Raw genomic sequence first — 26997 nt, 5'->3', positions numbered from 1 at the left:
CCTGCCGCGTCACGGCAGGGCGAGCCCCCGTCGCGCCTGGACGATCAGGTGCTGGGCCTGGGCCCCGAACATTGCCGACTCCTTCAGCTTCAGCCACACCCGCTGATACGTGGCGATGGTGTGGGTGTCGTCGAGCCAGAGTTCCGCGTGCCAGTCCTCGGTGATGGCGAGGCGGTCGTCGAAGATCCAGAAGCCGTCGGCGGCAGGAACCTCCAGAAGTGCCCCCATGGGCACGATGCCGAGTTCCACCGTGTCCATCCCGACGACTCCGGTGAGGCGGTCGAGCTGGGCGGCCAGCACCGAGGGCGGACAGACGAGGGCGTGAAGGGCTGCCTCCCCACAGCAGCACGTGGAGCTTGCTGCCCGGGCGGTACAGCCACTCCTGTCGCTTCATTCTCGAGCGCACGGCTTCTTCGGTGTCACGCGGCGAGTTCTGCAGTTCGGCGTAGCGGATGAAGACATGGCGTGCGTAGTCGGCCGTCTGGAGCAGGCCCGACACCATGGCGGGCTCCCATTCCTGGATGACGGAGGTGTCTGCCACGAGTTCGTTCCACGCGTCCTGCACGGGCCGGTGTCCGGCGGCGAGCTGCCGCCGCCACGAGCGGATGTGCGACTCGAAACCTCTGAGCCGCGCATGCAGCTCGTCGAAGGTCTCCGGCCGGCCGGTGGCCGTCGCCCACGCTCTCAGGTCGTCCGCGGTCGCCGTCTGCCGGCCGTTCTCCAGCTTGCTGACCTTCGACTGTGTCCAGCCGAGCCGGCCCGCCAACTGGGGCCCGGTGAGGGGGCCCTGTGGGCAGGACGTCCGAAGCTCCCGGAGCCTGGCTCCGAGAGCTGATCGCGCCTGCTGGTAGTCCGTGCTCACCTGCTCAACAACGCTCCGGGGCCCGCTCGTCCGATGCGGCCGAGCAGGCGGCGAACGTCTGGAACGGGACGGCGTGATGCCAGGCGGTGTCCCGGATCAGCGAGCGCGCGACCACCTCGGCCGGCTCGGTGATCAGCTCGACGTCCACGAGCCGGTCGTCGTCGGTGAAGTTGAGCCTGGCGACGATCCGGGAGTCGAAAATCCAGAAGTCCTCCTGAGGGAGCCGCAGCCGCTCGGCGTCGGGCCTCGACAGGTTTCTGATGTCCTCACCGATGGCGCTGTTCCGCCTGGCGTTGTCCAGCAGGTAGAGCTGACCGGTCGTCGGCGGCGTGTCGACGATGCGGACCCGTTCCACCCGCTTCCCCTGGCCGGTCTGCGCGCGAATCATCGCGCAGTACGCGTCATCGAGGTCCCACTGCGCCGCGCCGGTCTCGACGAACCGGCGATAGGTCTCAGTGGTCTCGTCGCTCGCGTACCTGCGTCGGGACTCCAGCCGCCAGGCCGTGTGCTCGAAGGTCCGGAACAGGTTCTCGAACTCTGCCAGGTCGATGATCCGCGCCGCGCGGGTCGCGTCCTTCGGCGCGTAGTCGACCAGCAGTTCGCGGGGCACCACGACAGCCACCTCGCCCTCGGAGAGATGCTGAAGCTGTGCCACGTCCGCCGGGTCGTCCAGCGGCCGGCCGTGAACGATGACCTCCCGGCTGTCCACGTCCTCATGGATGGACGGACAACCCGTGCCTCCGCTGCCCGTGCCGTTGAAGCGCAACCTGCGTGCCATGTCCGTGCCCCTCACGTGTCGAAGCCTGTCGGGTTCCAGGGTCCGGGCCGGCGTCAGCGAATGTCGAGGCATAGCGGATCCGGTCGCGAGAATAATCGAGAATATCCCTCACTTTGCCGAACTCGTCATCCGTAGCGTCCCGTTCATGAGCGAGCCCACGCGGTACCACACTGCTCCCCTTGAGTTGCCCATCGACAACTGGATCTTCGAGGCCCACCCCGCGAACGGCTGCGGTGTCTGCGCCGCACTGGACGGGGAGCTGGGCGAGGCCCGGAGGCGAGGGGAGGACAGGAAGGCATTCCTGGTCGCGGCCGAGATCCGGAACCATCCCCGGGATCACCGGTGACGGTCCCGAGGGCGGCCTACCGCTACGTGCTGCACCGCATCCGTCGAGCACCCGGACACCGACGTCACCTACGAGGCGGAGTGCCTGTGGTGCGAGTGGCGGGCGACGCCCTCGGAGGACTCGGCGGCGGTCGACGTCGAGTGCATGAGCCACACCGGCCGCAGCGGGCACACGTCGTTCCGGCGGCTGCGCACGTCGTTCGCTCTGGTGGTCCGGGCGGAGTGACGAACCGGGCGGCGGACGGGAGGCGCGGAGCAAGTACTGGTCGCCGCCCCGCCACCCCGCCGCCCCGGCCCGGGCTCGCGCGCCGCCCAGGGTCAGGCCGAGTCCCGGCGTACCAGTTCGGTCGGGAGGATGACGGCCGCCGGGTCGTCGCCGCCTATGCGGGCCAGGAGCATGCGCACCATCTCCCGGCTGATCCGGTCCCACGGCTGGCGGATCGTGGTGAGGCGGGGGCGGGTCGACAGGGCGGCGGGGGAGTCGTCGAAGCCGCCGACCGCCACGTCGTCCGGCACCGAGCGACCGACGCGGCTCAGTGTGTCGAGGACGCCCTGGGCCATCAGGTCCGAGGCGACGAACACCGCGTCGAGGTCCGGGGCGCGGTCCAGGAGGAGTTCGGCGGCCTGTTCGCCGCTCGACCTGCTGTAGTCGCCCGTCGCGATCAGCGACTCGTCGGCGGGCAGTCCGCATTCGGCCAGCGTCTCGCGGTAGCCGGCGAGGCGCTCGACACCGCCGGGCGTGTCCAGCGGGCCGGAGACCGTGGCGATCCGCCGGCGGCCGGACGCGTGGAGGTAGCGGACCATGTCGCGGGCCCCCTCCCGGTCGTCGGCCGCCACGTAACTGACCTTGGCCTGCTGGCCGATGGGCTTGCCGCAGGCGACCACGGGCACGCCCGCAGCCTGGAGCTCCCCGGCCACCGGGTCGCCGGAGTGGCTCGAGACCAGCAGCACCCCGTCGACGTGGCCGGCCTCGATGTACCGCAGGTTGCGGCGCCGTTCGTCCTCGCTGCCGGCGATCATCAGCAGCAGCGGGATGTCCTGCGCGGCGAGCGCCTGGGTGCAGGAGCGCAGCAGGACGTTGAAGTTGGGGTCCTCGAAGAAGCGCTCCTGGGGTTCGGTCAGCAGGAAGGCCACCGAGTCGGACTTTCCGGTGATCAGCGACCGGGCATGCCGGTTGACGACGTAACCGGTCCTGCGGATCGCGTTGTTGACGGCCGTCTGCGAGGCCGGGCTGACGTAGTGCCCGCCGTTGAGCACCCGGGAGACCGTGCCGCGCGACACTCCGGCCTCGCGCGCCACGTCGTGGATGGTCACCGGCCGGCGTTTGCCGTCTGGGCCGCGGTTCATGGTGTGTCCCCTCGTTCCCGTGCGGTCATGACTTTACGGCTCCGGACAGCAGGTCCAGGCTCCAGAACCGCTGGACGACCAGGAAGAGCGCGATGAGCGGGACGATGGCGAGCAGCGCGCCGGTGATCACCAGCGTGTAGAGGGCGGGTGTGCTGCTGCCCTGGGCGAGCAGGGTGAACAGGCCCACGGTCATGGGGAACCTCTCGTCGTCGCTGAGCATGATGTACGGCAGCAGGAAGTTGTTCCAGATCGCCACGAACTGGAAGAGGAAGATCGTCACCAGGCCAGGCGCCATCATGGGGACGCCCACCCGGAGGAAGATCCGCCACTCTCCGGCCCCGTCCATCCGGCCCGCCTCGACGAGCTCCATGGGGATGGCCGCCTGGGCGTAGATCCGCCCGAGGTAGACGCCGTACGGGGAGAGGATCAGCGGCAGCAGCACGGACAGATACGAGTCCGTCATGTCGGCCTTCGCCATCAGCAGGTACTGGGGGATGGCGAGGATGACCGGCGGCATGAGCACGCCGGCGAGCAGCACGTTGAACAGGGCCTCCCGGCCGCGGAAGCGGTAGACGGCGAGGGCGTACCCGGAGACGGCGGAGACGATCGTGGAGAGCACGGCGCCCAGGCCCGCGTAGAGACCGGAGTTGGCCATCCAGCGCCAGTAGATGCCGTCGCGGTAGGCGCCGAGGTCGGTGACGTTGTCGCCGAAGCCGCTGCCGGGCAGGAAGGTGAAGGTGGAGAAGAGTTCGGCACCGGACTTGGTGGAGGCGACCAGGACCCAGGCGACCGGCAGCAGGCAGTACAGCGCGCCGAGCAGCAGCGCCGCGGTGGGCAGCAGGGCGATCCGGCGGCCGGGCGGCGGTCCTTGGGAGGTGCCGGGGGTGGTGCCGGCGGCCGGGACGGTCCGGCGGCGCCGTGCGGGGAGGGTGGGCGTGCTCATCGGTTTCCTTGGCGCTTGGCACGGGAGTCGGAGGCCCGCAGCAGGGAGAAGGAGAGGACGAACGTCGCGGCGGCGAGGACCACGGCGGTGGCCGAGGCCGCGTAGACGTTCCCCGCCACGAAGGCGTCGTGGTAGACCTTCATCAGCGGACTCCAGGTGGTGGAGATGCCGTTGGTCAGCGGCTTGAGCGTGGTCGGCTCGCTGAAGACCTGGAGGGTGGCGATGACCGAGAAGAAGAAGGTCAATACCAGCGCGGGCACCACCATCGGGATCTTGATCCGCAGGGCGATCTGCAGCGGTGTCGCGCCGTCGAGCTTCGCCGCCTCGTACACCTCCGCGGGGATGGACCGCAGCGAGGTGTAGATCACGATCATGTTGAAGCCGGTGCCTCCCCAGACCGCGATGTTGGCCAGGGCCACGAAGAGCGGTCCGCCGTCGAGGAGGTCGGGCTGCGGCAGCCCCAGCCGTTCCAGGACGTGGTGGAAGGGGCTGACGTCCGGCAGGTACAGAAAGCCCCACAGCAGCGCGGCGACCACGCCGGGGATGGCGTACGGCAGGAAGATCGTGAGCCGGGAGAAGGATCGCGCCCGGACCCGCTCGGTGTCCAGGAGCAGCGCGAACAGCAGGGCCAGGCCCAGCATGACGGGGACGACGATCGCCCCGTAGCCGAGGACCCGCAGGGCGCCGTGTCCGAGATCGGAGTCGGTGAGGGCGGCGGTGTAGTTCTCCAGGCCCGCCCAGACCTCGGTCCGGGCGTTCTTGCCCAGGCCGAGGCCCTGGACGTCGACCTTGTGCAGGCTGAGCCAGAGCGCGTATCCGACGGGCAGCGCGAAGAACAGGGCGAAGAGCACGACGGCCGGCAGGAGGAAGCCGTACGGGGCGGTCCTCACCCCGTTCGGCGTCCTTCTCCCCGGTGCCCTTCGGCCGGCGGAGGACATGCTCACTTGGCGACCTCGAAGCCCTGCTTCTCCAGGTCCGCGACGGTGGCGTCCTGCATCCGGCCGAGGGCGGCGCCGAAGTCGGCCCTGGCCTTGGCGGCCTTGCCGAACTCGTCCTTGAAGGTGGCGTACGCGACATTCACGTTGGGGCCCCAGTGGGCGGGGGCGGCGGTCTTCGCGATCTCGGCGGCGCGGCTGTAGAAGTCGGGCTGGCCGGCGAAGAACTCGGGGGCCTCGACGAGGATGCCGCTGGTCTGGGCGGAGGTGGCGGCCGGGTAGATGCCGCTCTCCTTCACCAGGGCGGCCAGCGCCTCCTCGTCCGTGTTGAGCCAGGTGGCGAACTTCGCGGCGGCCGCCTTGTGCTTCGAGTCCGTGGTGACGGCGGTGGTGGAGCCGCCCCAGCTGCCGGTCACGTTCTTCGTGTCGTACCACTGGGGGAGCGGGGCCATCTTCCACTTGCCCTTGGTGTCGGGGGCCGCGGTGGTGAGCGTGCCGGGCGCCCAGACGGCGCTGACCCAGGCGATCTGCTCGCCGGTGTTGAGCGCCTTGTTCCAGGCGGGGGTGTACATCGGCTGGTTGTCGATGGCGCCCTCGGCGACGAGACCGCCCCAGAAGTCGGCGACCTTCTTGGTGGCGGGGTCGTCGATGCCGACCTTCCACTTCTCGCCGTCGATGGTCCACCAGCGGGCTCCGGCCTGCTGCGCGAGCCCGGCGAAGAGTCCGGAGTCGTTGGAGGAGAAGGTGGTAAGGGCCTTGTCCGGGGCCTTCTTCTTCAGTTCGCGCGCGGTCTGCGCGAACTCCTCCCAGGTGACCGGGACGTCGAGGCCGTACTTCTGGAACAGGTCGTCGCGGTAGTAGAACATCATCGGCCCGGAGTCCTGGGGCACCGCGTACACGGCGTCGGAGCCCAGGGTGGTCTGCTGCCACACGCCGGGGGCGAACTCGTCCTTCGCGTCGCCGACCTCGTCGGATATGTCGGCGAGGGCGTCGTTGCTCACCAGCGTCGGCAGTGCCTGGTACTCGGCCTGGACGAGGTCCGGGGCCTTCTTCGCCTTGTGCGCCGTGATGATCTTGGTGACGAGGTCGTCGCCGGAGGCCTGCTTCTGGACCGTGACCCGGATGTCAGGGTTCTTCTTGTTCCACAGGTCCGCGACCTTGTCCATGCCGGGCGCCCAGGCCCAGTAGGTGAGCTTCACAGGGCCGGACGCGGCCTGGTCGCCACCGTCGGACGAGCCGCAGGCGGTGAGCGCCGTCGCACCGAGGGCGACGGCGGTGGCGGTGGCCGCGAGGCGGCGGTGCAGCGAGTGGGACATGGGTTGTTTCTCCCTGGCCGAAGGGCCGGTCCGCGGGGCGCGGTGGCCGGCTCTGCATCTGTGAGCGTTCACAGTAGAGAAACGTCCCGGACGCTTGTCAATGGTTGTTCGTGTGCGGTTATGTTGCGTCATCGCATCGATATGGATGTGTGCACGTTCCCAGAATCTTTGATTCATGTTGGATCCAATGCCTCAGGAGAGATTCATGCCGGAGACCACTCACCAGGGCCGCGCCCGGCTCGCCTTCGGCGGGGACTACAACCCCGAGCAATGGCCGAAGAGCGTCTGGGACGAGGACGTCCGGCTGATGCGCGAGGCCGGAGTGACCATGGTGAGCGTCGGGATCTTCTCCTGGGCCCTGCTCGAACCCCGGCCCGGCACATACGACTTCGGCTGGCTCGACCGGCTGCTGGACCTGCTGTACGAGAACGGCGTCGACGCCGACCTCGGCACCCCCACGGTCTCCCCGCCCGCCTGGTTCTACCGCGCCCACCCCGACGCCCTGCCCGTCAGCCGCGAGGGCATACGCCACGCCTTCGGCTCACGCGCCGCCATCTGCCACAGCAGCCCCGCCTACCGCGAGGCCGCCGCCGCAATCACCACCCGGCTCGCCGAGCGGTACGCCGGCCACCCCGCGCTCGCCCTGTGGCACGTCCACAACGAGTACGGCGTGCCCGTCAGCGCCTGCTACTGCGACAACTGCGCCGCCCACTTCCGGCGCTGGCTCCAGGGCCGCTACGGCTCCGTCGAGGCGGTCAACGACGCCTGGGGAACCACCTTCTGGGGCCTGCGCTACGGCACACTCGACGAGATCGACCCGCCGCGGCTCACCCCCACCGCGGGCAACCCCGCCCACCAGCTCGACTACCGCCGCTTCGCCGACGACACGATGCGCGAGAACTTCCGCGCGGAGCGCGACATCCTGCACCGCCTCGCCCCCGGCGTCCCCGTCACCACCAACTTCATGACCGCGCTCAGCCAGTGCGACACCGTGGACTACTGGGCCTGGGGCCGCGAGGTCGACCTCGTCACCAACGACCACTATCTGATGACCGACGGCCGCCGCACCCATGTCAACCTGGCGATGGCCGCCGACCTCACCCGCTCCGTCGCAGGCGGCGGCCCCTGGCTGCTGCTCGAGCACTCCACCAGCGGCGTCAGCTGGCAGCCCCGCAACCCGGCCAAGCGCCCCGGCGAGATGGCCCGCAACTCCCTCGCGCACGTGGCCCGCGGCTCGGAGGGCGCCATGTTCTTCCAGTGGCGCCAGTCCCGCAAGGGCGCGGAGAAGTTCCACTCCGCGATGCTGCCGCACGCCGGTACCGACTCCAGGATCTGGCGCGAGGTCGTCCGCCTCGGCGCCGACATCGGCTCGCTCGCCGCGCTGAAGGACACCCGTACCGTCGCCGACGCGGCCATGGTGTGGGACTGGCAGTCCTGGTGGGCGCAGAACCTGGAATGGCGCCCCAGCGAGGACCACGACGCCCGCGAGCGCGCCGACAGCTTCTACGAGGCGCTCTACGACCGGCACCTGACCGTCGACTTCGCCCACCCCGAGGCCGACCTGTCGGCCTACCCGCTGGTCGTCGTGCCCGCCCTGTACCTCGCCACCGGAGAAGCCGGCCGCAATCTGCGCGCGTACGTGGGATGCGGCGGCACGCTCGTCGTCTCGTACTTCTCCGGCATCGTCGACGAGCACGACGCCGTGCACCCCGGCCCCTACCCGGGCGCGCTGCGCGACGTGCTCGGCCTCACGGTGGAGGAGTGGTCGCCGCTCGGGGAGGGCGAGAGCGTACGCGTCGACGGCCCCGGCGCAGCGCCTGTGACTGCCGACGTCTGGACCGAGTTCGTCGTCCCGCGCGGCGCCGAGACCGTGTGGACGTACGCAGACGGCCCGGCCGCCGGGGGCCCGGCCGTCACCCGGCACCGGCTCGGCCGGGGCACCGCCTGGTACGTGTCCACCCGGCTGGGCCCGGCCGGACTGGACACGGTCCTCCAGAGCGCCGGTGAGGACGCGGGCCTCGCACCGCGCACCGGACTTCCCCGTGACGTCGAGGTGGTGCGCCGCTCCGGAGAGAGCGGCGACTTCCTCTTCGCGATCAACCACACGGAACACGACGCCAAGGTGCCGCTGGAGGCGCCCGGCACCGAACTCCTCGGCGGCGAGCGCGCCGCCGGGCAGCTCACCGTCCCGGCCGGCGCCGTCAGGGTCGTACAGCTCGACGCCTGACCTGCCGACCGGACCAGAACTCCCCGGGGGCGGCCGCCGAGCCTGCCGCGAACCGACCGGAGGGCGCGACGGTGTCGAAAGCGACGCGAGGCCGAGGGAGCGAAAGGCGACCGCGGGCCGAAGAACGTCGACACCGGCATCGAGCGCCCGCCGGGAAGCGAGCCCAGGAGGCGGCCGCCCCCGGGCAGGTGCACCACCCGTCCTCGCCCACCACCGTCGAAGGGACTCGACGATGCACGTCCAGGCACGACGCACCTCCCGCCCACGGCTGCTGAGAGCCGCGGTCCTGCCCGCGCTCGGCGCCCTGCTGTTCACCGCCCTGCCGGCCCAACAGGCCGGCGCGGCCTCGACCCTCACCAACGCCGGCTTCGAGTCCGGCACCTCCGGCTGGTCCACCTACTCGGCCACCGGTCAGGACGCGGCCTCGTACGCCGAGGCCGGCGGGCACAGCGGCAGCCGCCGCCTCTCCCACTGGTCGTCCTCCGCGTACAAGGTGGAGACGTACCAGTACCTGACCGGCCTCAGCAACGGCAGCTACCGGCTCAGCGCCTGGGTGCGCTCGAGCGGCGGCCAGAACTCCGCGTACCTCGCCCTGCGCAACTGCGGCTCGGCCGAGCAGCGGACCGACCTGCCGCCCACGCCCGACGGGAAGTGGATACGGATCGTCACCTCCGTCCGGGTGACCGGCGGTCAGTGCACCGTCAGCATCAACTCCGACGCGAAGGCGGGGAACTGGATCAACGTCGACGACCTCGCCTTCACCCCCGGCTCCTCCGGGCTCCCGGTCAAGGGCGTCGACGTCTCCATGCTCAAGAAGAGCGAGGACTTCGGCGGCACCTACCGCACCAGCGGCGGCACGGCCGGGGACGCGCTCGGCATCCTCGGCTCCGCGGGCGCGAACTACGGCCGGCTCAAGGTCTGGGTCGACCCGGCCGACGGCTACAACGACAAGGCGCGCGTGCTGGAGATGGCCCGGCGCATCAAGGCCCGGGGCATGAAGGTGCTGGTCGACTTCCACTACTCCGACATCTGGGCCGACCCGGGCGCCCAGACCAAGCCGGCGGCCTGGTCCTCGCACTCGTACGAGCAGCTGAAGAAGGACGTGTACGACCACACGTACGACGTCCTGAACGCCCTCGAGGCGCAGGGCACCACCGCCGACATGGTGCAGATCGGCAACGAGATCAACACCGGGATGCTCTGGCCCGAGGGCTCCACGGCCGACTGGAGCCGCACCGCCGGACTCCTCAAGTCCGGGACCGACGCGGCGAAGGCGGTCTCCTCCTCCACCCGGGTCGCCCTGCACCTGGCGCACGGCGGGGACAACGGCCTCTACCGCTGGTGGTTCGACAACGCCACCGCGCAGGGGGTGCGCTTCGACGTCATCGCCCTGTCCTTCTACGGCTACTGGCACGGCGCGCTGTCCGACCTCCAGACCAACCTGGACGACATCTCCGCCCGTTACGGCAAGCCGGTCATGGTCGCGGAGACCGCGTATCCGTTCCGCCTGGACGACGAGGACGGCCACGAGAACATCATCGACCTCCCCGGCGAGCTCGTCGCCGGCTACCCGGCGACGCCGGCGGGGCAGGCGGCCTGGGTGCGCGACGTGATGAACGTGGTCGAGGCGGTGCCCGGCGGGCGAGGGCTGGGCGTCATCTACTGGGACCCGACGTGGACGGCGGTCAAGGGCAACGGCTGGGACCTGGCGGATCCGTCGTCGGGCAACGCGTGGGAGAACCAGGCCCTGTTCGGCTACGACGACAGGCTGCTGCCCGCGGCGGGGTGGCTGGGGCACCGCTGAGGGCGGTGGTGAGTGGGTGAGTCGAGATCGTGAATCGATTCATGATCCCGGCTCGCCTGACGGCGCGACTGGCCGTCACCGGTGTGCGGCCCTGGTTGCCGCCCCCGGGTGCTCCTGGGGTGCGCGGCCCGGGCGGTGGGCCGTGTGCGGCGGGCCCGGAGCCGCCACCTCCGGGGCGACGGGCGCCGCACGGTCCCGCGTTCACGCCACGCGCGCGGCGGGTCGGGCCGGCCTCGCCGCAGCCCCGCCGCGCGCCGTGGTCGTGATGACCTTCGGCGTCGCGATCCTCTTGCCGCCCGGCCCCCGCGCGCAGCCCGTACGGAACGGCCCCGCACGAACGGCCCCGCACGGAACGGCCCCCGTACGGGCTGCGCCGAACCGGCCCGGACCCGCCCGCCCCCGCCCCGCCCCCGCCAGAGCCGCGCGCAGGGACTCTGGCGCAGGCCCCGGGCGTCCGTTACCGTCGTCCAACGTCCGGCATCCCGCATGATGTTCGGCATGTCGGACGGACGGTCGTTGAAATTCGGCGTCGCCCAAACCGTTGACGCGATCTCGCCACGCCCATACATTTCGTGGCAAGCGCTTTCCTGAAACGATTCATTCATCAGGCAGTCATCAACCGAGTCATCACACATCAAGTCATCATGGCGAGAGGGTGCATCATGCGTATGTCCAGGCACGTGGAGAGGCGGACCTTCCTCAAGGCGGCCGGCGCGTCCCTTGCCGGTGCCGGTCTCACCGCCGCCGGCTGCGGCGCGGGCAGCGGCTCCTCCAGCGGCCCCGTGACCATCCGCTACGCATGGTGGGGTGCGGACGACCGGGCCGAGAAGATCAACAAGACCATCGCCCTCTTCGAGGAGAAGCACCCGAAGATCAAGGTCAAGACGGACTTCCAGCAGTACGCGGACTTCTGGAAGAAGTTCAACACCCAGGCCGCGGGCGGCAACCCGCCCGACGTCTTCCAGAACGCCGTCGGCTTCCTGCGCAAGTACGACGCCAAGCGCGTGCTGCTCGACCTCGCCCCGCAGGCCGAGAAGGGCAACCTGGACCTGACCGACTTCCGGGCCGGCCTGGAGAAGTTCGGCGAGATCGACGGCAGGCTCCTCGGCGTCCCCGTCGGTTCCAACTCGATGGGCTACATCATCGACGAGAAGGTCTACGAGAGGGCCGGCGTCACCCCGAAGGCCGGCTGGACCTGGGACGACTGGGACGACGCCCTCGTCAGGATCCACGACAAGGCCGGCCGGGCCGGCGACTCCGGCCCCTTCGGCATCATGTACCTCTACGACCTGATACTCCGCCAGAACGGCAAGGCGTTCTTCACCGAGAACGGACTCGGCTTCACCGAGAGCGACCTGATCCCGTACTGGACGGAGGCGATGAAGCGCGTCAAGTCCGGCCTGTACGCCGACCCGAAGAAGGTTGAGCAGATCAAGCCCAAGTCCGCTCTCGCGCAGGGGCTGGCCGGCGGCGAGTTCACCTGGGACAACTTCACCGCGCGTTACACCGCCGAGGGCGACAGTTCGTACGCCATCGCGCCCATCCCCACCAAGGACGGCAAGCGGACCGGCCAGTACCTCGGTTCGCTGATGCTCAGCGGCAGCGCCCGCACCAAGCACCCCGCCGAGGTCGCGACCTTCATCAGCTTCATGGTCCACGACCCCGAGGCCGGCCGGATCATGGGGTACGACCGCGGAGTGCTCTCGACCACCGAGCAGTTCGAGGCGTTCGAGCCCGCCGACCCGGTCAGCAAGAAGATCGCCGCGTACGAGCAGCAGATAGCCGACGCCGGTGTGTTGGAGCCCATCACCCCGCACCCCGCCGGCGCCGACATCGTGGAGGCGGCGTTCCTGCGGATCTCCGGTGACATGGCGCTCGGCAAGGCCCCTGTCGAGAACTCCGTGAAGCAGTTCTTCACCGAGGCGAAGACGGCTCTGGACTCCTGATGGGAAGCACCACCGTGACGAAGCCCGCGGCGGCCGAGGGGCAGGCGGGCGAGCCGCTCCCGGCCCGTGGCACGGCCCCGCCCGCCGCCCGGGGCCACGTGCGGCGGGACGGGCTGGTCGGCTATCTGTTCATGACGCCCTGGATGGCCGGCTTCCTGCTGCTCACCGTGGGCCCGATGGTCGCCTCGCTCTACTTCGCCTTCACCGACTACGACCTCTTCGCCTCCCCGAAGTGGATCGGCCTCGGCAACTTCTCCGAGATGTTCGCCGACCCCCGTTGGCGGACCTCCGTCGAGGTCACCGTCAAGTACGTCCTGATCGGCACCCCGCTGAAGCTGCTCCTCGCCCTCGGCGTGGCGCTGCTGCTGGCGCAGAGCCGGCGCGGCCAGGCCTTCTACCGGGCCGCGTTCTACGCCCCGTCGCTCGTCGGCGCCAGCGTCTCCGTCGCCATCGTGTGGCGCGCGCTGTTCTCCGACGACGCCGTGGTGGACCGGGCCCAGTCGTTCTTCGGCATGGACGTCGGCGGCTGGATCGGCGACCCGGCGTGGATCCTCTACAGCCTGGTGGCCCTCACCGTCTGGCAGTTCGGCGCGCCGATGGTCATCTTCCTCGCCGGACTCAAGCAGGTGCCGCGGGAGCTGTACGAGGCGGCCCAGGTCGACGGCGCCGGACCGTGGCGGCGGTTCTGGAGCATCACACTGCCGATGATCTCGCCGGTGATGTTCTTCAACGTCCTGCTGGAGACCATCCACTCGTTCCAGATCTTCGGGTCGGCGTACATCATCAGCAACGGCACCTGCGGGCCCGCCGACGCCACCCTCGTCTACACCTGCTACCTGTACCAACAAGGCTTCGAGAACAGCCGGATGGGCCTCGCCTCCGCCATGGCCTGGATGCTGCTCGTCGCGGTCGGCCTGGTCACCGCGGTGCTGTTCTGGTCCCAGCGGCGCTGGGTGCACTACGAGGAGGCGGCCCGATGAGCGGCACATCCACCACCGTCCGGCGGCGTCGCACCGGCTCGCTGAGCTGGCACGTCGGCGCGCTGGCGGTGCTCGGCGTCGTGCTCTACCCCGTCGCCTGGGTGATCGGCGGTTCGCTCAAGCCGAGCGGTGACATCGTCGGCAGTCTCGACCTGTTCCCCACCGAGCCGATCGCCGACAACTACCGGCGGCTGACCGAGGGCATCGCCGACATCCCGATCTCCACCTTCTTCGTGAACTCCACACTGCTCGCGGTGGGTTCCGTGGCCGGCGTGCTGCTGTCCTGCTCGCTCGCCGCGTACGCCTTCGCCAAGATCCGGTTCCCCGGACGGAATCTGATGTTCGCGCTGATGATCGGCACCCTGCTGCTGCCGTACCACGTGATCCTGATCCCGCAGTACGTGCTGTTCCAGAAGATGGAACTGATCAACACCTATGTGCCGCTGCTGCTCGGCAAGTACCTCGCCACCGACGCCTTCTTCGTCTTCCTCATGCTCCAGTTCATGCGGAACCTGCCGAAGGAACTGGACGAGGCCGCCCGGCTCGACGGCTGCGGGCATCTGCGGATCTACTGGTCGATCGTGCTGCCGCTGTGCCGGCCCGCGCTCATCACCAGCGCCATCTTCACCTTCATCAACGCCTGGAACGACTTCATGGGCCCGCTGATCTATCTGAACGAGCCGGAGAAGTACACCGTCTCGCTGGGTCTGAAGATGTTCATCGACCAGGACGCCGTCGCCGACTACGGCGGCATGATCGCCATGTCGCTCGTCGCGCTGCTGCCCGTGCTGGCGTTCTTCCTCGCCTTCCAGCGCTATCTCATCGACGGCATGGCCACCTCCGGCCTGAAGGGCTGACCGCCCATGGCAGCGCGATCCGCGACACAGCACACCTCCCGGCTCTCCACCGGCTTCGGCGTCTTCGCCGAGTGCCTGCTCACCGGGGTGTGGATGGCCCTCGCCGCCCTGCCGCTGCTGACGGCCCCGGCCGCGTTCGCCGCCGGGGCCCGTCATCTGCGGCGCCATCTGCGCCACGACGCGTCCGGGTGGCGGCTGTTCGCGGCCGACTTCACGGCCGCGGCGCGCGGCGGTTGGCTCGTCGGCCTGTCCGGCCTCGTGGCGCTGTGGCTGCTCTGGGTGAACCTCGCCGCCGTACGGGCCGGGCTGCCCGGCGGGCCGTTCACCGGCACCGTCGGCGTCCTCGCCTTCATCGCCGCCGTCGTCGCGGTGCTGCGCGCGGCCGCCGCCTGGCACCCCGGCGCCCGCTGGCGCGACCTGCTGCCCGCGGCGGCCCGGCGCACCGTACGCGACCCGGCCGGATCGCTGCTGCTGGTCGGCGGGTTCGCCGTGGTGGCGGCCTCCGCCTGGTTCATGGCGCCGCTCGCCGTCCCGGTGACCGGCGCCGTCGCGGCGGCCGCGGTGGCCGTCGAGACACGGTACGCCGCCCGCTGACCGCTTTGTCCGTACCGCTTCCTCTTCCCGCCCGCACGGTCGTACGGAAGGAATTGTCATGTCCCCCATCTCCCGCAGAACCCTGCTCTCGGCGGCCGCGGCCGCCGGCGCGGCCGCCCAGTTCAGCTGGGCCCTCGGCGGCAGCACCGCCCAGGCGGCGCCCAGGGCCGAGGCCGCCGACCCCCAGCCGGTGACCCTGAAATGGCTCGAGGCCGACGGGCTCGGGGCCGCCCCCGGCACCACGCTCGGCGTGCCCTGGCCCAAGGGCGCCTACCCCAAGGACCAGACCTTCTCGCTGGCCACCCCCGACGGCCGGGAGGTCCCGGTCCAGTCCTGGCCCCTCGCCCAGTGGCCCGACGGGTCCCTCAAGTGGAGCGCCCACGCCATCGGCCCCGAGCGGACCGCGGACGCGTTCACCCTCACCGCCGGCAGCGCCGCAGCCCCCGCGCGGCGGGTCACCGTCACCACCACGGGCGGCACGGTCACCGTCTCCACCGGCGTCATCACCGCGAAACTCGGCAGAAGCGGATCCAGCCTCGTCAAGTCCGTCACCCGGGGCTCCACCGAGATCGCCAGGGACGGACGGCTCGTCATGCTCCGCCAGGGCGAGATCGAGGACGGCGACCAGGGCAGGGAGATCTACGAACGCTTCGAGAGCCACATCGCCGAGACCCGGGTCGAACAGGACGGGCCCGTACGCGCCGTGGTCCGCATCGACGGCAAGCACCGCCGCGGCAACCGCAGTTGGCTGCCCTTCTCCGTCCGGCTCTACTTCTACGCGGGCGCCGAGTCGTTCCGCATGGTGCACACCATCACCTACGACGGCACCCAGGAGCCCGGCATGGCGAGCGGCGACTTCATCCGCGGGCTCGGCGTCCGCTTCACCGTGCCGATGCGGGACCCGGCGTACGACCGGCACATCCGGATCGGCGGCGACGGCACCGGCATGCTGCGCGAAGCCGTCAAGGGCGTCACCGGACTGCGCCGCGACCCCGGAGCGGCCGTCCAGGCGGCCCAGTTCGAGGGCCGGAAGCTGCCCGACCCGGCCACCTGGGACCAGCGGGTCACCAGCCGGCTCCACCTGGTGCCCGACTGGGGCGACTACACCCTCAGCCAGCTCTCCGCCGACGGCTTCACCGTGCGCAAGCGCACCAAGAAGGGCCACGGCTGGATCGCGGCCGGCGGCGGCCGACGCGCCTCCGGCTTCGGCTACGTCGGCGGCGCGAGCGGCGGTCTGTCCTTCGGGCTGCGCGACTTCTGGGAGAAGCACCCCGCTGGACTCGACATCCGCGACGCCCACACCGACAGCGCCGAAGTCACCCTCTGGCTCTGGTCCCCCGAGGCCCAGCCGATGGATCTGCGCTTCTACCACGACGGCCTCGGCCAGGACACCTACGAGAAGCAGCTCGAAGGGCTCAACATCACCTACGAGGACTACGAGCCCGGCTTCGGCACCCCCTACGGCATCGCCCGCACCAGCGAACTCCTCTTCTGGGCCCACGACTCCACCCCCGGCGCCGGCACCCTGGCGAAGGAGACGGCCGCCGTCCGCACCCCGCCCCAGCTCGCCGCGCCGCCCGCCCAACTCGTGTCCGCCAAGGTCTTCGGCGGCCTGTTCGCCGAGCCCGACCGCTCCACCCCGGCCAAGGCCCGGATCGAGGACCACCTCGACTTCCTCTTCACGTACTACCGCGACCAGGTCGACATGCGGCGCTGGTACGGCTTCTGGGACTACGGCGACATCATGCACAGCTACGACCCGGCCAGGCACCAGTGGCGCTACGACGTCGGCGGCTACGCCTGGGACAACTCAGAACTCTCGCCCGACCTCTGGCTCTGGTACGCCTACCTGCGCTCCGGCCGCGCCGACATCTTCCGGTTCGCCGAGGCCATGACCCGCCACACCGGCGAGGTCGACGTCTACCACCTCGGCGAATGGGCCGGCCTCGGCACCCGGCACGGCATCCAGCACTACGCCGACAGCGCCAAGCAGCAGCGCATCGCCAACACCACGTACCGCCGGTTCTACTACTTCCTCACCGCCGACGAACGCACCGGCGACCTGATGCACGCCAACGTCGACTCCGACGAGACCTTCCTCGCCCTCGACCCCATCCGGAAGATCCGCACCGAGCCGTACACCCCCGACCGCCACGCCCTGTCCATCGGCTTCGGCACCGACTGGAGCGGCCTCGTCTCCGCCTGGCTCACCGAATGGGAGCGCGGCGGCCCCAAGGCGGCCAAGGCGAAGGCCAGGGTGCTCTCCACGATGGAGACCATCGCCGCCCAGCCCAACGGCTTCGTCCAGGGCAGCGGGCTCTACGACCTCGACACCGGCCGGTTCGCGATCGACAAGGAGCCCAAGGTCGGCGTTTCGCACCTCTCCGCGGTCTTCGGCCTGAACGAGCTGTGCGCCGAACTGATCGACCTCGTCGACATGCCGGAGTTCAAGGAGGCATACCTTGACTACTGCCGCTACTTCAACGCCACCAAGGCCGAACAGGCCGCGCGCTACGGCTCGCACTTCGGCTCGCTGATCCTCTTCCAGGGCCACTCGCGGCTCGACGCGTACGCCGCCGTGCAGACCGGCGACGAGAAGCTGGCCCGGCGCGCCTGGGAGAAGTTCTACAACAGCGACGGCTACAAGGAGTCCGCCCCCTGGGCCACGGAGGAGGTCGGCGGCCCGGTCACACTGGTGCCGGGCAGTGAGGCCAACTGGGTCCACACCAACGACACCTCGCTCTACGGCCTCGCAGCGATCGAGAACCTGGCGCTGCTGGGCGACCGTATGCCGTAACGCCCTTCGGACTGTGTCACCAGGACCGCAGGCGGGACTCGATCCCCCTGCGGTCCAGTGCGCCGTCGGCCACCACGATCCGGTAGCGGTAGGCGAAGGCGGCCTCCGGCGGGAGCGCGAACTCCTCGTGGAACGCCCAGGAGAAGGCGACCGTCGGGGTCGGCTCCGACCGTACGAACCAGTGGGACGGATGGATCGCGCGCTCGTTCTCCGGCGCGTGGGCGAAGACGAGGGTGCTGGACGCGTCGACCTCGTCGTGCACGGCGGTGAAGGCCAGCCAGGGCGTGTGCCGTCCCATCAGAGCGGCGGCCCCCGCCTCTCCGTCGCCGTGCCGGCCCTCCGGTCCGTGCTGACTGTCCGGGCCGTTCGGGCCGAAGACCTGCCCGCCGGTGAAGTCGCGCGGGCCGCGCCAGTGCAGCCCGGTGTAGCCGGCCGTCTGACGGCCGGCGGTCGTCGGTGAGCCGAAGCGCAGCGGCTCGTCACGCACGTTGGTGAGGTGTATGGACCAGTCGAGCGCCCACGACCCGGCCTCCGGCTCCACGGAGTGGACGGTGAGGGTGCGCCGTTCGCGAGCCCACTCGGTCCCGCCGTTCTCGATCCAGGTGAGCCGCTCGGCCAGCGTCAGCCGGTCGTCCTCGGCCGTCAGGGCGTCGAAACCGTCGTGCCGCATCCAGCCGATCCGGTCCGGCAGCGGAAGGTAACCCTCGCCGTGCACATAGGAGTTGCCGCCCCAGAAGTTCTGCCCGGACAGATGGCTGGCCGTCATCTGCAGGCCCTTGTGCCAACGGTGGTCATTGGGGCGGTAGCCCGTGACGACGCGGCCGGACAGCGTCCGCAGCGGATGGACGTACGGCTTGCGGGACTCGAACGCCTCGGGGTCGGGCGGGTAGACGTACGTCATCAGCTCCACGCCCGCGCACGAGACGACGACCTTCTCGCCGTGCGTGTGCGTGATCTGGACCGGGGCGCTCACCGGCCGCCGCCCGTGGCGGGGACGGGCGCCCAGTCGGGGTGACCGCCGTGCATGGCGGAGTAGTACGGGTCGCCGGGCGTGATCTCACGGGCCCGCACGGGCAGTCCGGTGAAGGCCGACTTGTACAGCGCGGCGACGAACTCCAGGGTCCGGCGGGCGTCCGGCCCGCCGCCGGGCGGCCGCGTCCCCGCGCGCATCGCCGCGAGGACACCGGCCAGCTGGGCGGAGTGCGAGCTCGGCACCTCGGCGGCGGGCGTCCGCCACGCCTTGACGCGCTGCTCGTCGGCGGCGGCGTGCGGGGCGGGGGTGTAGCTCCAGTCGTCGTTGGAGTGCCCGTAGAGATGGGTGAGTTCGACGGTCGCGTCGGCGCAGTCGACGCGGATCCGGCTGACCTCCTGCGGCGACACGACGCTGTTGACGACGGTGGCCATCGCGCCGTTCGCGAAGCGCACGAGCGCCGTGGAGACGTCCTCGCTCTCCACGTCGTGAACGAGGCGGCCCGCCATGGCGCGTATCTCGGTCCACTCGCCGAGCAGATGCAGCAGCAGGTCGATCTGGTGGATGCCGTGCCCCATGGAGGGGCCGCCGCCCTCGGTGGCCCAACGGCCGCGCCACGGTACGGCGTAGTAGTCCGTGTCGCGGTACCAGGTGGTCTGGCAGTGGGCGACGAGCGGCGCGCCGAGCTTTCCGGCGCTCAGCAGCTCGCGGGCGTGCTCGGCCCCGGAGCCGTAGCGGTGCTGGAAGACGACGGACAGATACGGCCCGCCCGAGCCGTCCTTGCCCTCGGCCGCCGCCATCGCGTCGAACTCGGCGAGCGACAGACACAACGGCTTCTCGCACAGTACCCAGGCGCCCGCCCGCAGCGCCGCCACGGTCTGCTCGCGGTGGAACGCGGGCGGCGACGCGAGCAGCACCAGGTCGGGGCGGGCGCCGGCCAGCATCTCGCCGACGCCGGCGTAGCCCTCGACGCCCGCACCGGCGACGGCGCGGAACGCGTCGAGCTGCGCGGTGTTCACATCGACGGCGGCGATGAGTTCCACGGCGTCGGCGTGGTCGGCCAGTGCGGGCAGATGGCTGCCGCGCGCGATGGCTCCGGTACCGACGACGGCGGCACGCAGCCGCCTGGTGGGGCGAGACATGGGGTTGCTCCTCAGGGAGAGCGCGCTAGAAAGCGCTTGCTGTCCGGCCACTTTACGGGTGCGGGCCGCGGCGGGACAAGGGACGGGTGCGCGTGGGGCGAGGGCCGGGCACGTCAGAACGTGACCCGGGCCCGGCCCCGGCGGATCAGGGACTCAGGACCTCCCGAGGGTCGCCGGGGCGGGGCGCGGGCCGCGGCTACGCGCGCCGGGACTGACCGGTCAGCCGCCGGGCGTGGTCGCCTCGATGCGCAGGAACGTCACCGAGTTCGGCGGGAACGTGTGGCTGAAGGCGTTGTCCACGCCGCGCAGCACCGAGCGTTTCGGGCTGATCGGGGTGGCCGTCGCCGTGTTGACCGCGTCCGGGTCGCCCGCGAGGGTCGTCAGGCGGGCGACCGGTGAGACGTCGGTCCGGCGGCCGAGGTCGATACGGGTGCGGGCCGACGCGTCCTGGGCGTTGACGACCTTGACGACGAGCTCGCCGCGGGCCCGGTCGTAGGTCACGACCTGGCGGAAGGGCTCCGCCGGTCGGTCGGTGAAGCTGCCCCACTCCTTGCCGTCGAGGAAGAGCGTCACCTGCCGGCCGCGGATCTTGACCAGCAGGTCGTACTCCTGGCCCGCGTTGATCGTCGTGCCGTCCTCGATCACGACGTTCTTCGCGCCGTGCTCGGCCTGTTCCACGGCGGAACGGGTGTTGTTCCAGCCGCCGAGGTTCCACCAGTAGTGGTTGCCGGTGTCCTTGACGCCGAAGGCGACCAGGAAGCCCTCGCGGCCCGACTTCTTCGTGGCCTTCACCCGCAGGTCGTAGTTTTCCCACTGCGGGTCCCCGGCGGTGACCATGGTGTCCTCGGCGGCGTCGTCGGACTGGACGAACGCCCCGTCCTCGATCTGCCAGGAGCCGCGGCCCGCCGCCCTGGTCCACTGGGAGTCGGTGCCGGAGAAGTCGTCCCGGAGCAGGGTGCGGCCGTCGGCGGAGGTGACGGAGACGTCGTCGTACGAGGCGCTGGTCGCCCAGGTCGACAGCCCGACCGCGCCGGTGATGCCGGCCTCGGCCGCCGGGGTGCCGGACGCCTCGCTGGGCACGACGTGGTCGCCGACGTTGGTCATGAACAGCTTCTGCATCTCGTAGTTGGCCGAGCCCCACGACCGGTGGTTGTCGAACCAGATCATGTTCGGCTGCCACTGCACGTAGTCCTCGTTGGCGAGCAGCGGTGCGTAGGACGCCATCTTGACGATGGCCGCGTTGCGTTCGAGGCCGGTCATGAAGGCGGCCTCCGCCAGGGCGTTGCGGAACCGGTTGTCCCGGGAGGCGTACTCGCCGAGGAACACCTGGGGGCCCTCGCGGTCGTACGAGTCGTAGCGGTCGTTGTTCTCCAGGAACCACGACGGGTTGTTGTAGTAGTGCTCGTCGACCATGGCGGCGCCTGCCGCCCGGCTGAGCTCCCAGGCGCGGTCGAACACGGGCCCCGTGTCGTCCGGGCCCGAGTTGCTGATGACGGTGATGTCCGGGTACCGCTCCGCGATGGCGTCGCGGAATTGGGTGAAGCGGGCCATGAACTCGTCGGGGAGGTTCTCTTCGTTGCCGACCGCGAGGTGGGTGAGGCCGAACGGCTTCGGGTGGCCCATCTCGGCACGCTTCGCGCCCCAGGGCGAGGTCCTGGGCCCGTTGGCGAACTCGATCAGGTCCAGCGTGTCCTGGATGTGCCGCCGCAGCAGCTCGGGGTCGTCGGTGGCGCGGTTCTGGCCGCAGCCGGTGACCAGCGCGGGGACGACGGGTACGGGCATCGCGCCGATGTCCTCGGCGAACTGGAAGTACTCGTAGTAGCCGAGGCCGTAGGACTGGTTGTAGCCCCAGAAGTTGGCGTTGGTGGCGCGCTGCTCGACGGGCCCGATGGTGTCCTTCCACTGGTAGGAGCGGCTGCGTTCCCAGTCGGGCGCCTCGTAGGCCTCGTGGCTCCCGGTGTTGACCAGGCAGCCGCCGGGGAAGCGCAGGAAGCCGGGCTGCAGGGCGGCGATCTTGCGGGCGAGGTCCTCGCGCATGCCGTTCGGCCGGTTCTTGTACGTGTTCCTCGGGAAGAGCGAGACCATGTCGAGCCGCAGCGTCCCGGAGCCGCCGGCGCCGACGGTGAGCCGGCCCTCGGTGCTGGTGCGGCTCGCGGTGAGGGTGCCCGTGTAGCGGGTCCAGCGGTCGCTGCCGGCCCGGACGGTCAGCGGCTCGGCGAGGGCTCCGGACGCGTCGTCCAGGGAGACGGTCAGCGGGGTGCCGCCGGTCCGGTCGGTGCGGGCCCACACCGAGAAGTCGTACCGCTGCCCGGCCCGCACGGCGATGCCGGTGTTGTATCCGCTGTTGGTGAGCCGCACGCCGGCGTCGGGTCCGTCGAGGGACACCCGCAGATAGCGCCTGTTGCGTTCGTTCAGGCGGCCGTCGTCGTCGACGACCTCGGCGGTGGCGGCCCCCGCCGTGGTCGTGGCCCATGAAGTCAGGGGCGTGTACGAGGAGTTGTCCGTACGGTCGTACTCGAAGGAGCGGTTCTGTACGAGCTCCGCGTACAGACCGCCGTCCGCGGCGCGGTTGATGTCCTCGTAGAAGATGCCGTACATCGAGTCGTCGATCGAGGCGCCGCGGCCGGAGGGATCGACGGTGAGGCTGTAGTCGGTGACAGGTGCGGCGGGTGCGGCGGGCGTATCGGCCGCGGCGGCCGCGCCGGGCACGTCCGACGCGGTGGCCGGGCCGGCGCCGAGGGTGCAGGCCAGCAGGATGCCCGTACACAGACGGGGCCACGGCTTCGTCCATGGGCGTCGGGATGGCGCGCGCGTGCTTGTCGTGCGGGTTGCCATGGGGCTCTCCTAGAGACAATTCGTTCGAGATGCCGAACGTTGTGCGAAATAGCGCATGGCGAGCATGGGGGAGCCGGTCCGGGTGCGTCAATACGCGGGTCTGCGCGGGCTGTTGACATGACGCGAACCCGGTCGTTGACTTACGCCACCTTCTCGAACGTTGATCGACATATCGAACAGGTCGCAAATTCGGCGGCCGGCGAAGGAGTGATGAGGAACCATGACGACCAGCAGGCGCGCGGTCCTGGCGGCGGCCGCGGGCGCCGCAGCGGCCGCGGCCACCACGACGGCAGCAGCGGCCGACCCGGCTGCCGGAGGGGCCGCCCGCGCACACGAGCCGGTCCGCGAACGCTTCGGGACACTGGCCGACGGCACCCCCGTCGACCGGTGGACCGTCGCGAGCGGCGGTACCCGGCTGCGGGTCCTGTCGTACGGCGGCATCGTCCAGGCGCTCGAGATCCCCGACCGCCGCGGCCGCCCGGCGAACGTGTCGCTCGGCTTCGCCGACCTGGCCGGCTACGTCGCGAAGAGCCCGTACTTCGGCGCCCTCATCGGCCGCTACGGAAACCGCATAGCCGGCGCCCGGTTCACCCTCGACGGCACCGTGTACCGGCTCCCGGCCAACGACGGCCCCAACAGTCTCCACGGCGGGGACCAGGGCTTCGACAAGCGCGTGTGGGACGTCGAGCCGTACCGGAGGGGGGCCGACACCGGGCTCACCCTGCGCCGCGTCAGCCCGGACGGCGAGATGGGCTATCCCGGCGCCCTGACCATCCGGGTCGACTACGTCCTCACCCCGCGCGGCGACTTCCGCATCGACTACGAGGCGACCACGGACCGGCCCACCGTCGTCAACCTCACCAACCACACCTACTTCAACCTGGCAGGGGAGGGCAGCGGCGCCGTCCACGACCACCGGCTGCGGATCGACGCCTCCCGCTACACGCCCGTCGACGCCACGCTCATCCCGACCGGCGAACGGGCGCCGGTGGCACGGACGCCCTTCGACTTCCGGCACGCCAAGCGCATCGGCGACGACCTGCGCGAGGGCCACGAGCAGATACTGCTGGGGCAGGGGTACGACCACAACTTCGTGCTCGACAAGGGTGCCACCGCGACGCCGGAGCAGGTGATCACCGTGGTGGAACCCGCCTCCGGACGGATCATGAGGATCGCCACCACCGAGCCGGGAGTGCAGTTCTACAGCGGGAACTTCCTCGACGGCACCCTGAAGGGCACCTCAGGACGGGTCTACCGCCAGGGCGACGGCTTCTGTCTGGAGACCCAGCACTTCCCCGACTCGCCCAACCGGCCCGGCTTCCCCTCGACCGTGCTGCGCCCCGGGCAGACGTACCGGTCCTCGACGGTGCACTCCTTCGCCACCTTCTGACGGAGCTCGGGAAGCGGGCGCGCGGAGGCGGCGCTCGGCACCCCGTCGGCCCCGTCCCGGCCCGGACGGCGGCGGGCCGCCGGTACGGAAGTTCGTACCGGCGGCCCCGCTCGCCCGGCGTCAGTCAGTAGGTCAGGAACCGACCTTGCGCTTGTTCCAGACGTCGAACCCGACCGCCGCCAGCAGCACCAGCCCCTTGATGACCTGCTGGTAGTCGCTGCCGATGCCGACGAGCGACATGCCGTTGTTGAGCACACCGAGGACCAGGCCGCCGATGACCGCGCCGAGCACCGTCCCGACGCCGCCGCTCATGGACGCGCCGCCGATGAACGCCGCCGCGATGGCCTCGAGTTCGAAGTTCACGCCCGCCTGCGGCACACCGGCGTTCAGACGCGCGGCGTAGACGACGCCGGCCAGCGCCGCCAGCACACCCATGTTGACGAACACCAGGAACGTGACGCGCTTGTCCTTCACGCCCGACAGCTTGGCCGCCGCCTGGTTGCCGCCGAGGGCGTAGACATGGCGTCCGACGACCGCGTTGCGCATCACGAAGCCGAAGCCGACGAGCAGGGCGGCCAGGAGCAGCAGCACGACCGGGGCGCCGCGGTAGCTGGCGAGGGTCATGGTGAAGGCGAGGACCGCCGCCGCGAGGGCGGCGCACTTGGCCAGGAAGAGGCCCCTCGGCAGCACGTCGAGCTCGTACTTCTGCTGCCGGCGCCGGTCGCGGACCTCCTGCCACAGGGCGAACGCGAGCAGCGCGAGACCCAGCAGCAGCGTCAGGTTGTGGTAGTTGGTGACCGGGCCGATCTCCGGCAGATAGCCGGTGGAGATCTTCTGGAACCCTTCGGGGAACGGCCCGAGGGAACGGCTGCCGAGCAGGATCTGGGTGCCGCCGCGGAACAGCAGCATGCCCGCCAGCGTGACGATGAACGACGGGATGCCGACGTACGCGATCCAGAAGCCCTGCCACGCCCCCGCGACCGCGCCGAGGCACAGGGCCAGCACCAGGGCGAGCATCCACGGCACGTCGTGCTCGACCATCATCACCGCGCAGGCCGCGGAGACGAAGGCCGCCAGGGAACCGACCGACAGGTCGATGTGGCCCGAGATGATGACGATCATCATGCCGATGCCGAGCACCAGGATGTAGCTGTTCTGGAGCACGAGATTGGTGACGTTGTTCGGCATCAGCAGGACACCGTCGGTCCATATCTCGAACAGCACGACGATGAGCGCCAGGGCGACGAGCATCCCGTACTGCCGCATGTTGCGGCGGGCCGCGTCCATCAGGAGCGACTTCGTGCCGGCGCGTGCGCCCGGCGGCGCCGGGCTGGGCCGGCTGTTCTTGGCGTCGGTGGTGACCGGGCCCATGTCTGTTACCTCTTGTCGCTGGTGTCGGTCATGCGGCGCATGAGGACTTCCTGGGTCGCCTCCCCGCGCGGCACCTCGCCCGTGAGGCGCCCGGCGGACATCGTGTAGATGCGGTCGCACATGCCGAGCAGTTCGGGGAGTTCGGAGGAGATGAGGACGACGGCCTTGCCCTCGGCGGCGAGCCGGTCGATCACGGTGTAGATCTCGAACTTCGCGCCCACGTCGATGCCGCGGGTCGGTTCGTCGAGGATCAGCACATCGGGACCGGCGAAGATCCACTTGCTGAGGACGACCTTCTGCTGGTTGCCGCCGGACAGCCGGCCGACCTGCTCCATGACCGTCGGCGCCTTGATGTTCATGCTGGTGCGGTACGACTCGGCGACCCGGCGCTCCGCGTGCTCGTCCACGATGCCGCGCCGCGAGACCTTGGACAGGGCGCTCATGGTGATGTTGCGGCCGATGGTGTCGATCAGGTTGAGGCCGTAGTGCTTGCGGTCCTCGGTGACGTACGCGATGCCGTGTCCGACCGCCTCCGGGACCGTGCGGGTCCTGATCTCCTTGCCGTCCTTGAGCACCGTTCCGCTGATGTTGCGTCCGTAGGAGCGGCCGAAGACGCTCATGGCCAGCTCCGTGCGGCCGGCCCCCATCAGCCCGGCGATGCCGACGATCTCGCCCCGGCGGACGTCGACGGACACGTTGTCGACCACCTTGCGCTGCTGATCGATGGGGTGGTGCACCGTCCAGTCCCGTATCTCCAGCGCGGGGTGGGCGCCCTGGTCGCCGGTCCACGGCGTGCGCTCCGGGAACCGGTGGTCCAGGTCGCGGCCGACCATGCCGCGGATGATGCGGTCCTCCGTGGTGTCGCCGTCCCTGACGTCGAGCGTCTCGATGGTGCGGCCGTCGCGGATGACGGTGACGGAGTCGGCGACCTCGGCGATCTCGCCCAGCTTGTGCGAGATGATGATCGAGGTGATGCCCTGCTCCTTCAACTCCTTCATCAGGACGAGGAGTTTGGCGCTGTCCTCGTCGTTGAGCGCGGCCGTCGGCTCGTCCAGGATCAGCAGCTTCACCTTCTTGGAGAGCGCCTTGGCGATCTCCACGAGCTGCTGCTTGCCGACGCCGATGTCCGCGACCCGGGTCTGCGGATGCTCCCGGAGGCCGACGCGCTGGAGCAGGGCGGCGGCGTGGCGCAGGGTCTCGTTCCAGCTGATGACGCCGCGCCGGGAGTGCTCGTTGCCGAGGAAGATGTTCTCGGCGATGGACAGGTACGGCACCAGGGCGAGTTCCTGGTGGATGATGACGATGCCGCGGTCCTCGCTGGCCCGGATGTCCTTGAAGGCGCACCGCTCGCCCTCGAAGAGGATGTCCCCCTCGTAACTGCCGTGCGGATGCACCCCGCTGAGGACCTTCATCAGCGTCGACTTGCCGGCGCCGTTCTCCCCGCAGATGGCGTGCACCTCGCCGGGCGCCACGGTCAGCGTCACGTCGGACAGCGCGCGCACCCCGGGGAACGACTTGCCGATCGAGCGCATCTGGAGGATCGGCGCGGCGGCGCCGC

At 70.4% G+C, this 26997-nt stretch carries 20 protein-coding genes and 1 pseudogene; 10 read left to right on the top strand and 11 right to left on the bottom strand.

What is annotated here, in order from left to right; genetic code table 11:
* Nucleotides 1-9 precede the first annotated feature (9 nt).
* Nucleotides 10-862 (bottom strand): annotated as a pseudogene (locus ACWD01_RS08550) (helix-turn-helix domain-containing protein).
* Nucleotides 863-866: 4 nt separating this feature from the next.
* A complete protein-coding gene (locus ACWD01_RS08545; protein ID WP_451159470.1) occupies nucleotides 867-1640 on the bottom strand; it encodes a DUF6879 family protein in 774 nt (257 codons plus the stop codon).
* A gap of 145 nt (nucleotides 1641-1785) precedes the next feature.
* On the opposite strand from ACWD01_RS08545, the gene ACWD01_RS08540 reads away from it, so the two are divergent.
* Nucleotides 1786-1986, top strand: a complete 201-nt coding sequence (locus ACWD01_RS08540) for a hypothetical protein (RefSeq protein ID WP_451159468.1) — start codon at nucleotides 1786-1788, stop codon at nucleotides 1984-1986.
* A gap of 84 nt (nucleotides 1987-2070) precedes the next feature.
* Entirely contained in the window at nucleotides 2071-2211 is a 141-nt protein-coding gene (locus ACWD01_RS08535) for a DUF7848 domain-containing protein (RefSeq protein ID WP_451159864.1), read from the top strand.
* A gap of 92 nt (nucleotides 2212-2303) precedes the next feature.
* Here ACWD01_RS08535 and ACWD01_RS08530 read toward each other — a convergent pair whose 3' ends face one another.
* From ACWD01_RS08530 to ACWD01_RS08515, 4 genes are read right to left on the bottom strand one after another with little or no spacing between them, the layout of a single operon-like run.
* The gene (locus tag ACWD01_RS08530; protein WP_451159466.1) at nucleotides 2304-3332 is read right to left on the bottom strand and encodes a LacI family DNA-binding transcriptional regulator; all 1029 of its coding nucleotides are present in this window, start codon (nucleotides 3330-3332) and stop codon (nucleotides 2304-2306) included.
* 25 nt (nucleotides 3333-3357) lie between these two features.
* Entirely contained in the window at nucleotides 3358-4275 is a 918-nt protein-coding gene (locus tag ACWD01_RS08525) for a carbohydrate ABC transporter permease (protein WP_451159464.1), read from the bottom strand.
* Entirely contained in the window at nucleotides 4272-5213 is a 942-nt protein-coding gene (locus ACWD01_RS08520) for a carbohydrate ABC transporter permease (protein WP_451159862.1), read from the bottom strand. The genes ACWD01_RS08525 and ACWD01_RS08520 overlap by 4 nt, the downstream gene beginning before the upstream one ends.
* 2 nt (nucleotides 5214-5215) lie before the next feature.
* Nucleotides 5216-6526: an ABC transporter substrate-binding protein gene (locus ACWD01_RS08515; RefSeq protein ID WP_451159462.1), complete on the bottom strand. Its 1311-nt coding sequence runs from the start codon at nucleotides 6524-6526 to the stop codon at nucleotides 5216-5218.
* 205 nt (nucleotides 6527-6731) lie between these two features.
* Between ACWD01_RS08515 and ACWD01_RS08510 the strand changes: the two genes are divergently transcribed.
* From ACWD01_RS08510 to ACWD01_RS08480, 7 genes are all read left to right on the top strand, one after another.
* Nucleotides 6732-8753 carry a beta-galactosidase gene (locus tag ACWD01_RS08510; RefSeq protein ID WP_451159460.1) on the top strand — a complete coding sequence of 674 codons (2022 nt, stop codon included), beginning with the start codon at nucleotides 6732-6734 and terminating at the stop codon, nucleotides 8751-8753.
* A gap of 232 nt (nucleotides 8754-8985) precedes the next feature.
* Entirely contained in the window at nucleotides 8986-10557 is a 1572-nt protein-coding gene (locus tag ACWD01_RS08505; protein ID WP_451159458.1) for a glycosyl hydrolase 53 family protein, read from the top strand.
* Between the two features lie 662 nt (nucleotides 10558-11219).
* A complete protein-coding gene (locus tag ACWD01_RS08500; protein WP_451159456.1) occupies nucleotides 11220-12503 on the top strand; it encodes an ABC transporter substrate-binding protein in 1284 nt (427 codons plus the stop codon).
* Nucleotides 12503-13483, top strand: a complete 981-nt coding sequence (locus ACWD01_RS08495) for a carbohydrate ABC transporter permease (RefSeq protein ID WP_451159454.1) — start codon at nucleotides 12503-12505, stop codon at nucleotides 13481-13483. The genes ACWD01_RS08500 and ACWD01_RS08495 overlap by 1 nt, the downstream gene beginning before the upstream one ends.
* Nucleotides 13480-14340, top strand: coding sequence for a carbohydrate ABC transporter permease (locus tag ACWD01_RS08490; protein WP_451159452.1), 861 nt, complete (start codon nucleotides 13480-13482; stop codon nucleotides 14338-14340). Before ACWD01_RS08495 ends, ACWD01_RS08490 begins: the two co-directional genes overlap by 4 nt.
* Nucleotides 14341-14346: 6 nt before the next feature.
* The gene (locus ACWD01_RS08485) at nucleotides 14347-14934 is read left to right on the top strand and encodes a hypothetical protein (protein WP_451159450.1); all 588 of its coding nucleotides are present in this window, start codon (nucleotides 14347-14349) and stop codon (nucleotides 14932-14934) included.
* 58 nt (nucleotides 14935-14992) lie between these two features.
* Nucleotides 14993-17731, top strand: coding sequence for an exo-rhamnogalacturonan lyase family protein (locus tag ACWD01_RS08480; protein WP_451159448.1), 2739 nt, complete (start codon nucleotides 14993-14995; stop codon nucleotides 17729-17731).
* A 16-nt stretch (nucleotides 17732-17747) separates the two neighbouring features.
* Here ACWD01_RS08480 and ACWD01_RS08475 read toward each other — a convergent pair whose 3' ends face one another.
* The 3 genes from ACWD01_RS08475 to ACWD01_RS08465 all read right to left on the bottom strand — a co-directional run bounded on the left by ACWD01_RS08475 (nucleotide 17748) and on the right by ACWD01_RS08465 (nucleotide 22678).
* Nucleotides 17748-18704 carry a DUF6807 domain-containing protein gene (locus ACWD01_RS08475; RefSeq protein WP_451159446.1) on the bottom strand — a complete coding sequence of 319 codons (957 nt, stop codon included), beginning with the start codon at nucleotides 18702-18704 and terminating at the stop codon, nucleotides 17748-17750.
* Entirely contained in the window at nucleotides 18701-19843 is a 1143-nt protein-coding gene (locus ACWD01_RS08470; protein ID WP_451159444.1) for a Gfo/Idh/MocA family protein, read from the bottom strand. The genes ACWD01_RS08475 and ACWD01_RS08470 overlap by 4 nt, the downstream gene beginning before the upstream one ends.
* Nucleotides 19844-20062: 219 nt before the next feature.
* Complete coding sequence (locus tag ACWD01_RS08465) at nucleotides 20063-22678, bottom strand: alpha-L-arabinofuranosidase C-terminal domain-containing protein (RefSeq protein WP_451159442.1); 2616 nt, start codon at nucleotides 22676-22678, stop codon at nucleotides 20063-20065.
* A 220-nt stretch (nucleotides 22679-22898) separates the two neighbouring features.
* Between ACWD01_RS08465 and ACWD01_RS08460 the strand changes: the two genes are divergently transcribed.
* Nucleotides 22899-24068: an aldose epimerase family protein gene (locus ACWD01_RS08460; protein WP_451159440.1), complete on the top strand. Its 1170-nt coding sequence runs from the start codon at nucleotides 22899-22901 to the stop codon at nucleotides 24066-24068.
* 132 nt (nucleotides 24069-24200) lie between these two features.
* Here the strand turns inward: ACWD01_RS08460 and mmsB are convergent, their stop codons facing one another.
* Nucleotides 24201-25439 carry a multiple monosaccharide ABC transporter permease gene (gene mmsB, locus ACWD01_RS08455; protein ID WP_451159438.1) on the bottom strand — a complete coding sequence of 413 codons (1239 nt, stop codon included), beginning with the start codon at nucleotides 25437-25439 and terminating at the stop codon, nucleotides 24201-24203.
* A 5-nt stretch (nucleotides 25440-25444) separates the two neighbouring features.
* Nucleotides 25445-26971: a multiple monosaccharide ABC transporter ATP-binding protein gene (mmsA, locus tag ACWD01_RS08450; RefSeq protein ID WP_451159860.1), complete on the bottom strand. Its 1527-nt coding sequence runs from the start codon at nucleotides 26969-26971 to the stop codon at nucleotides 25445-25447.
* Nucleotides 26972-26997: the final 26 nt, after the last annotated feature.

The sequence above is a fragment of the Streptomyces sp. NPDC002835 genome (assembly GCF_053591995.1).
Note: the sequence above shows the minus strand (reverse complement) of the source record. Positions and strands in the feature narration are given on the sequence as shown.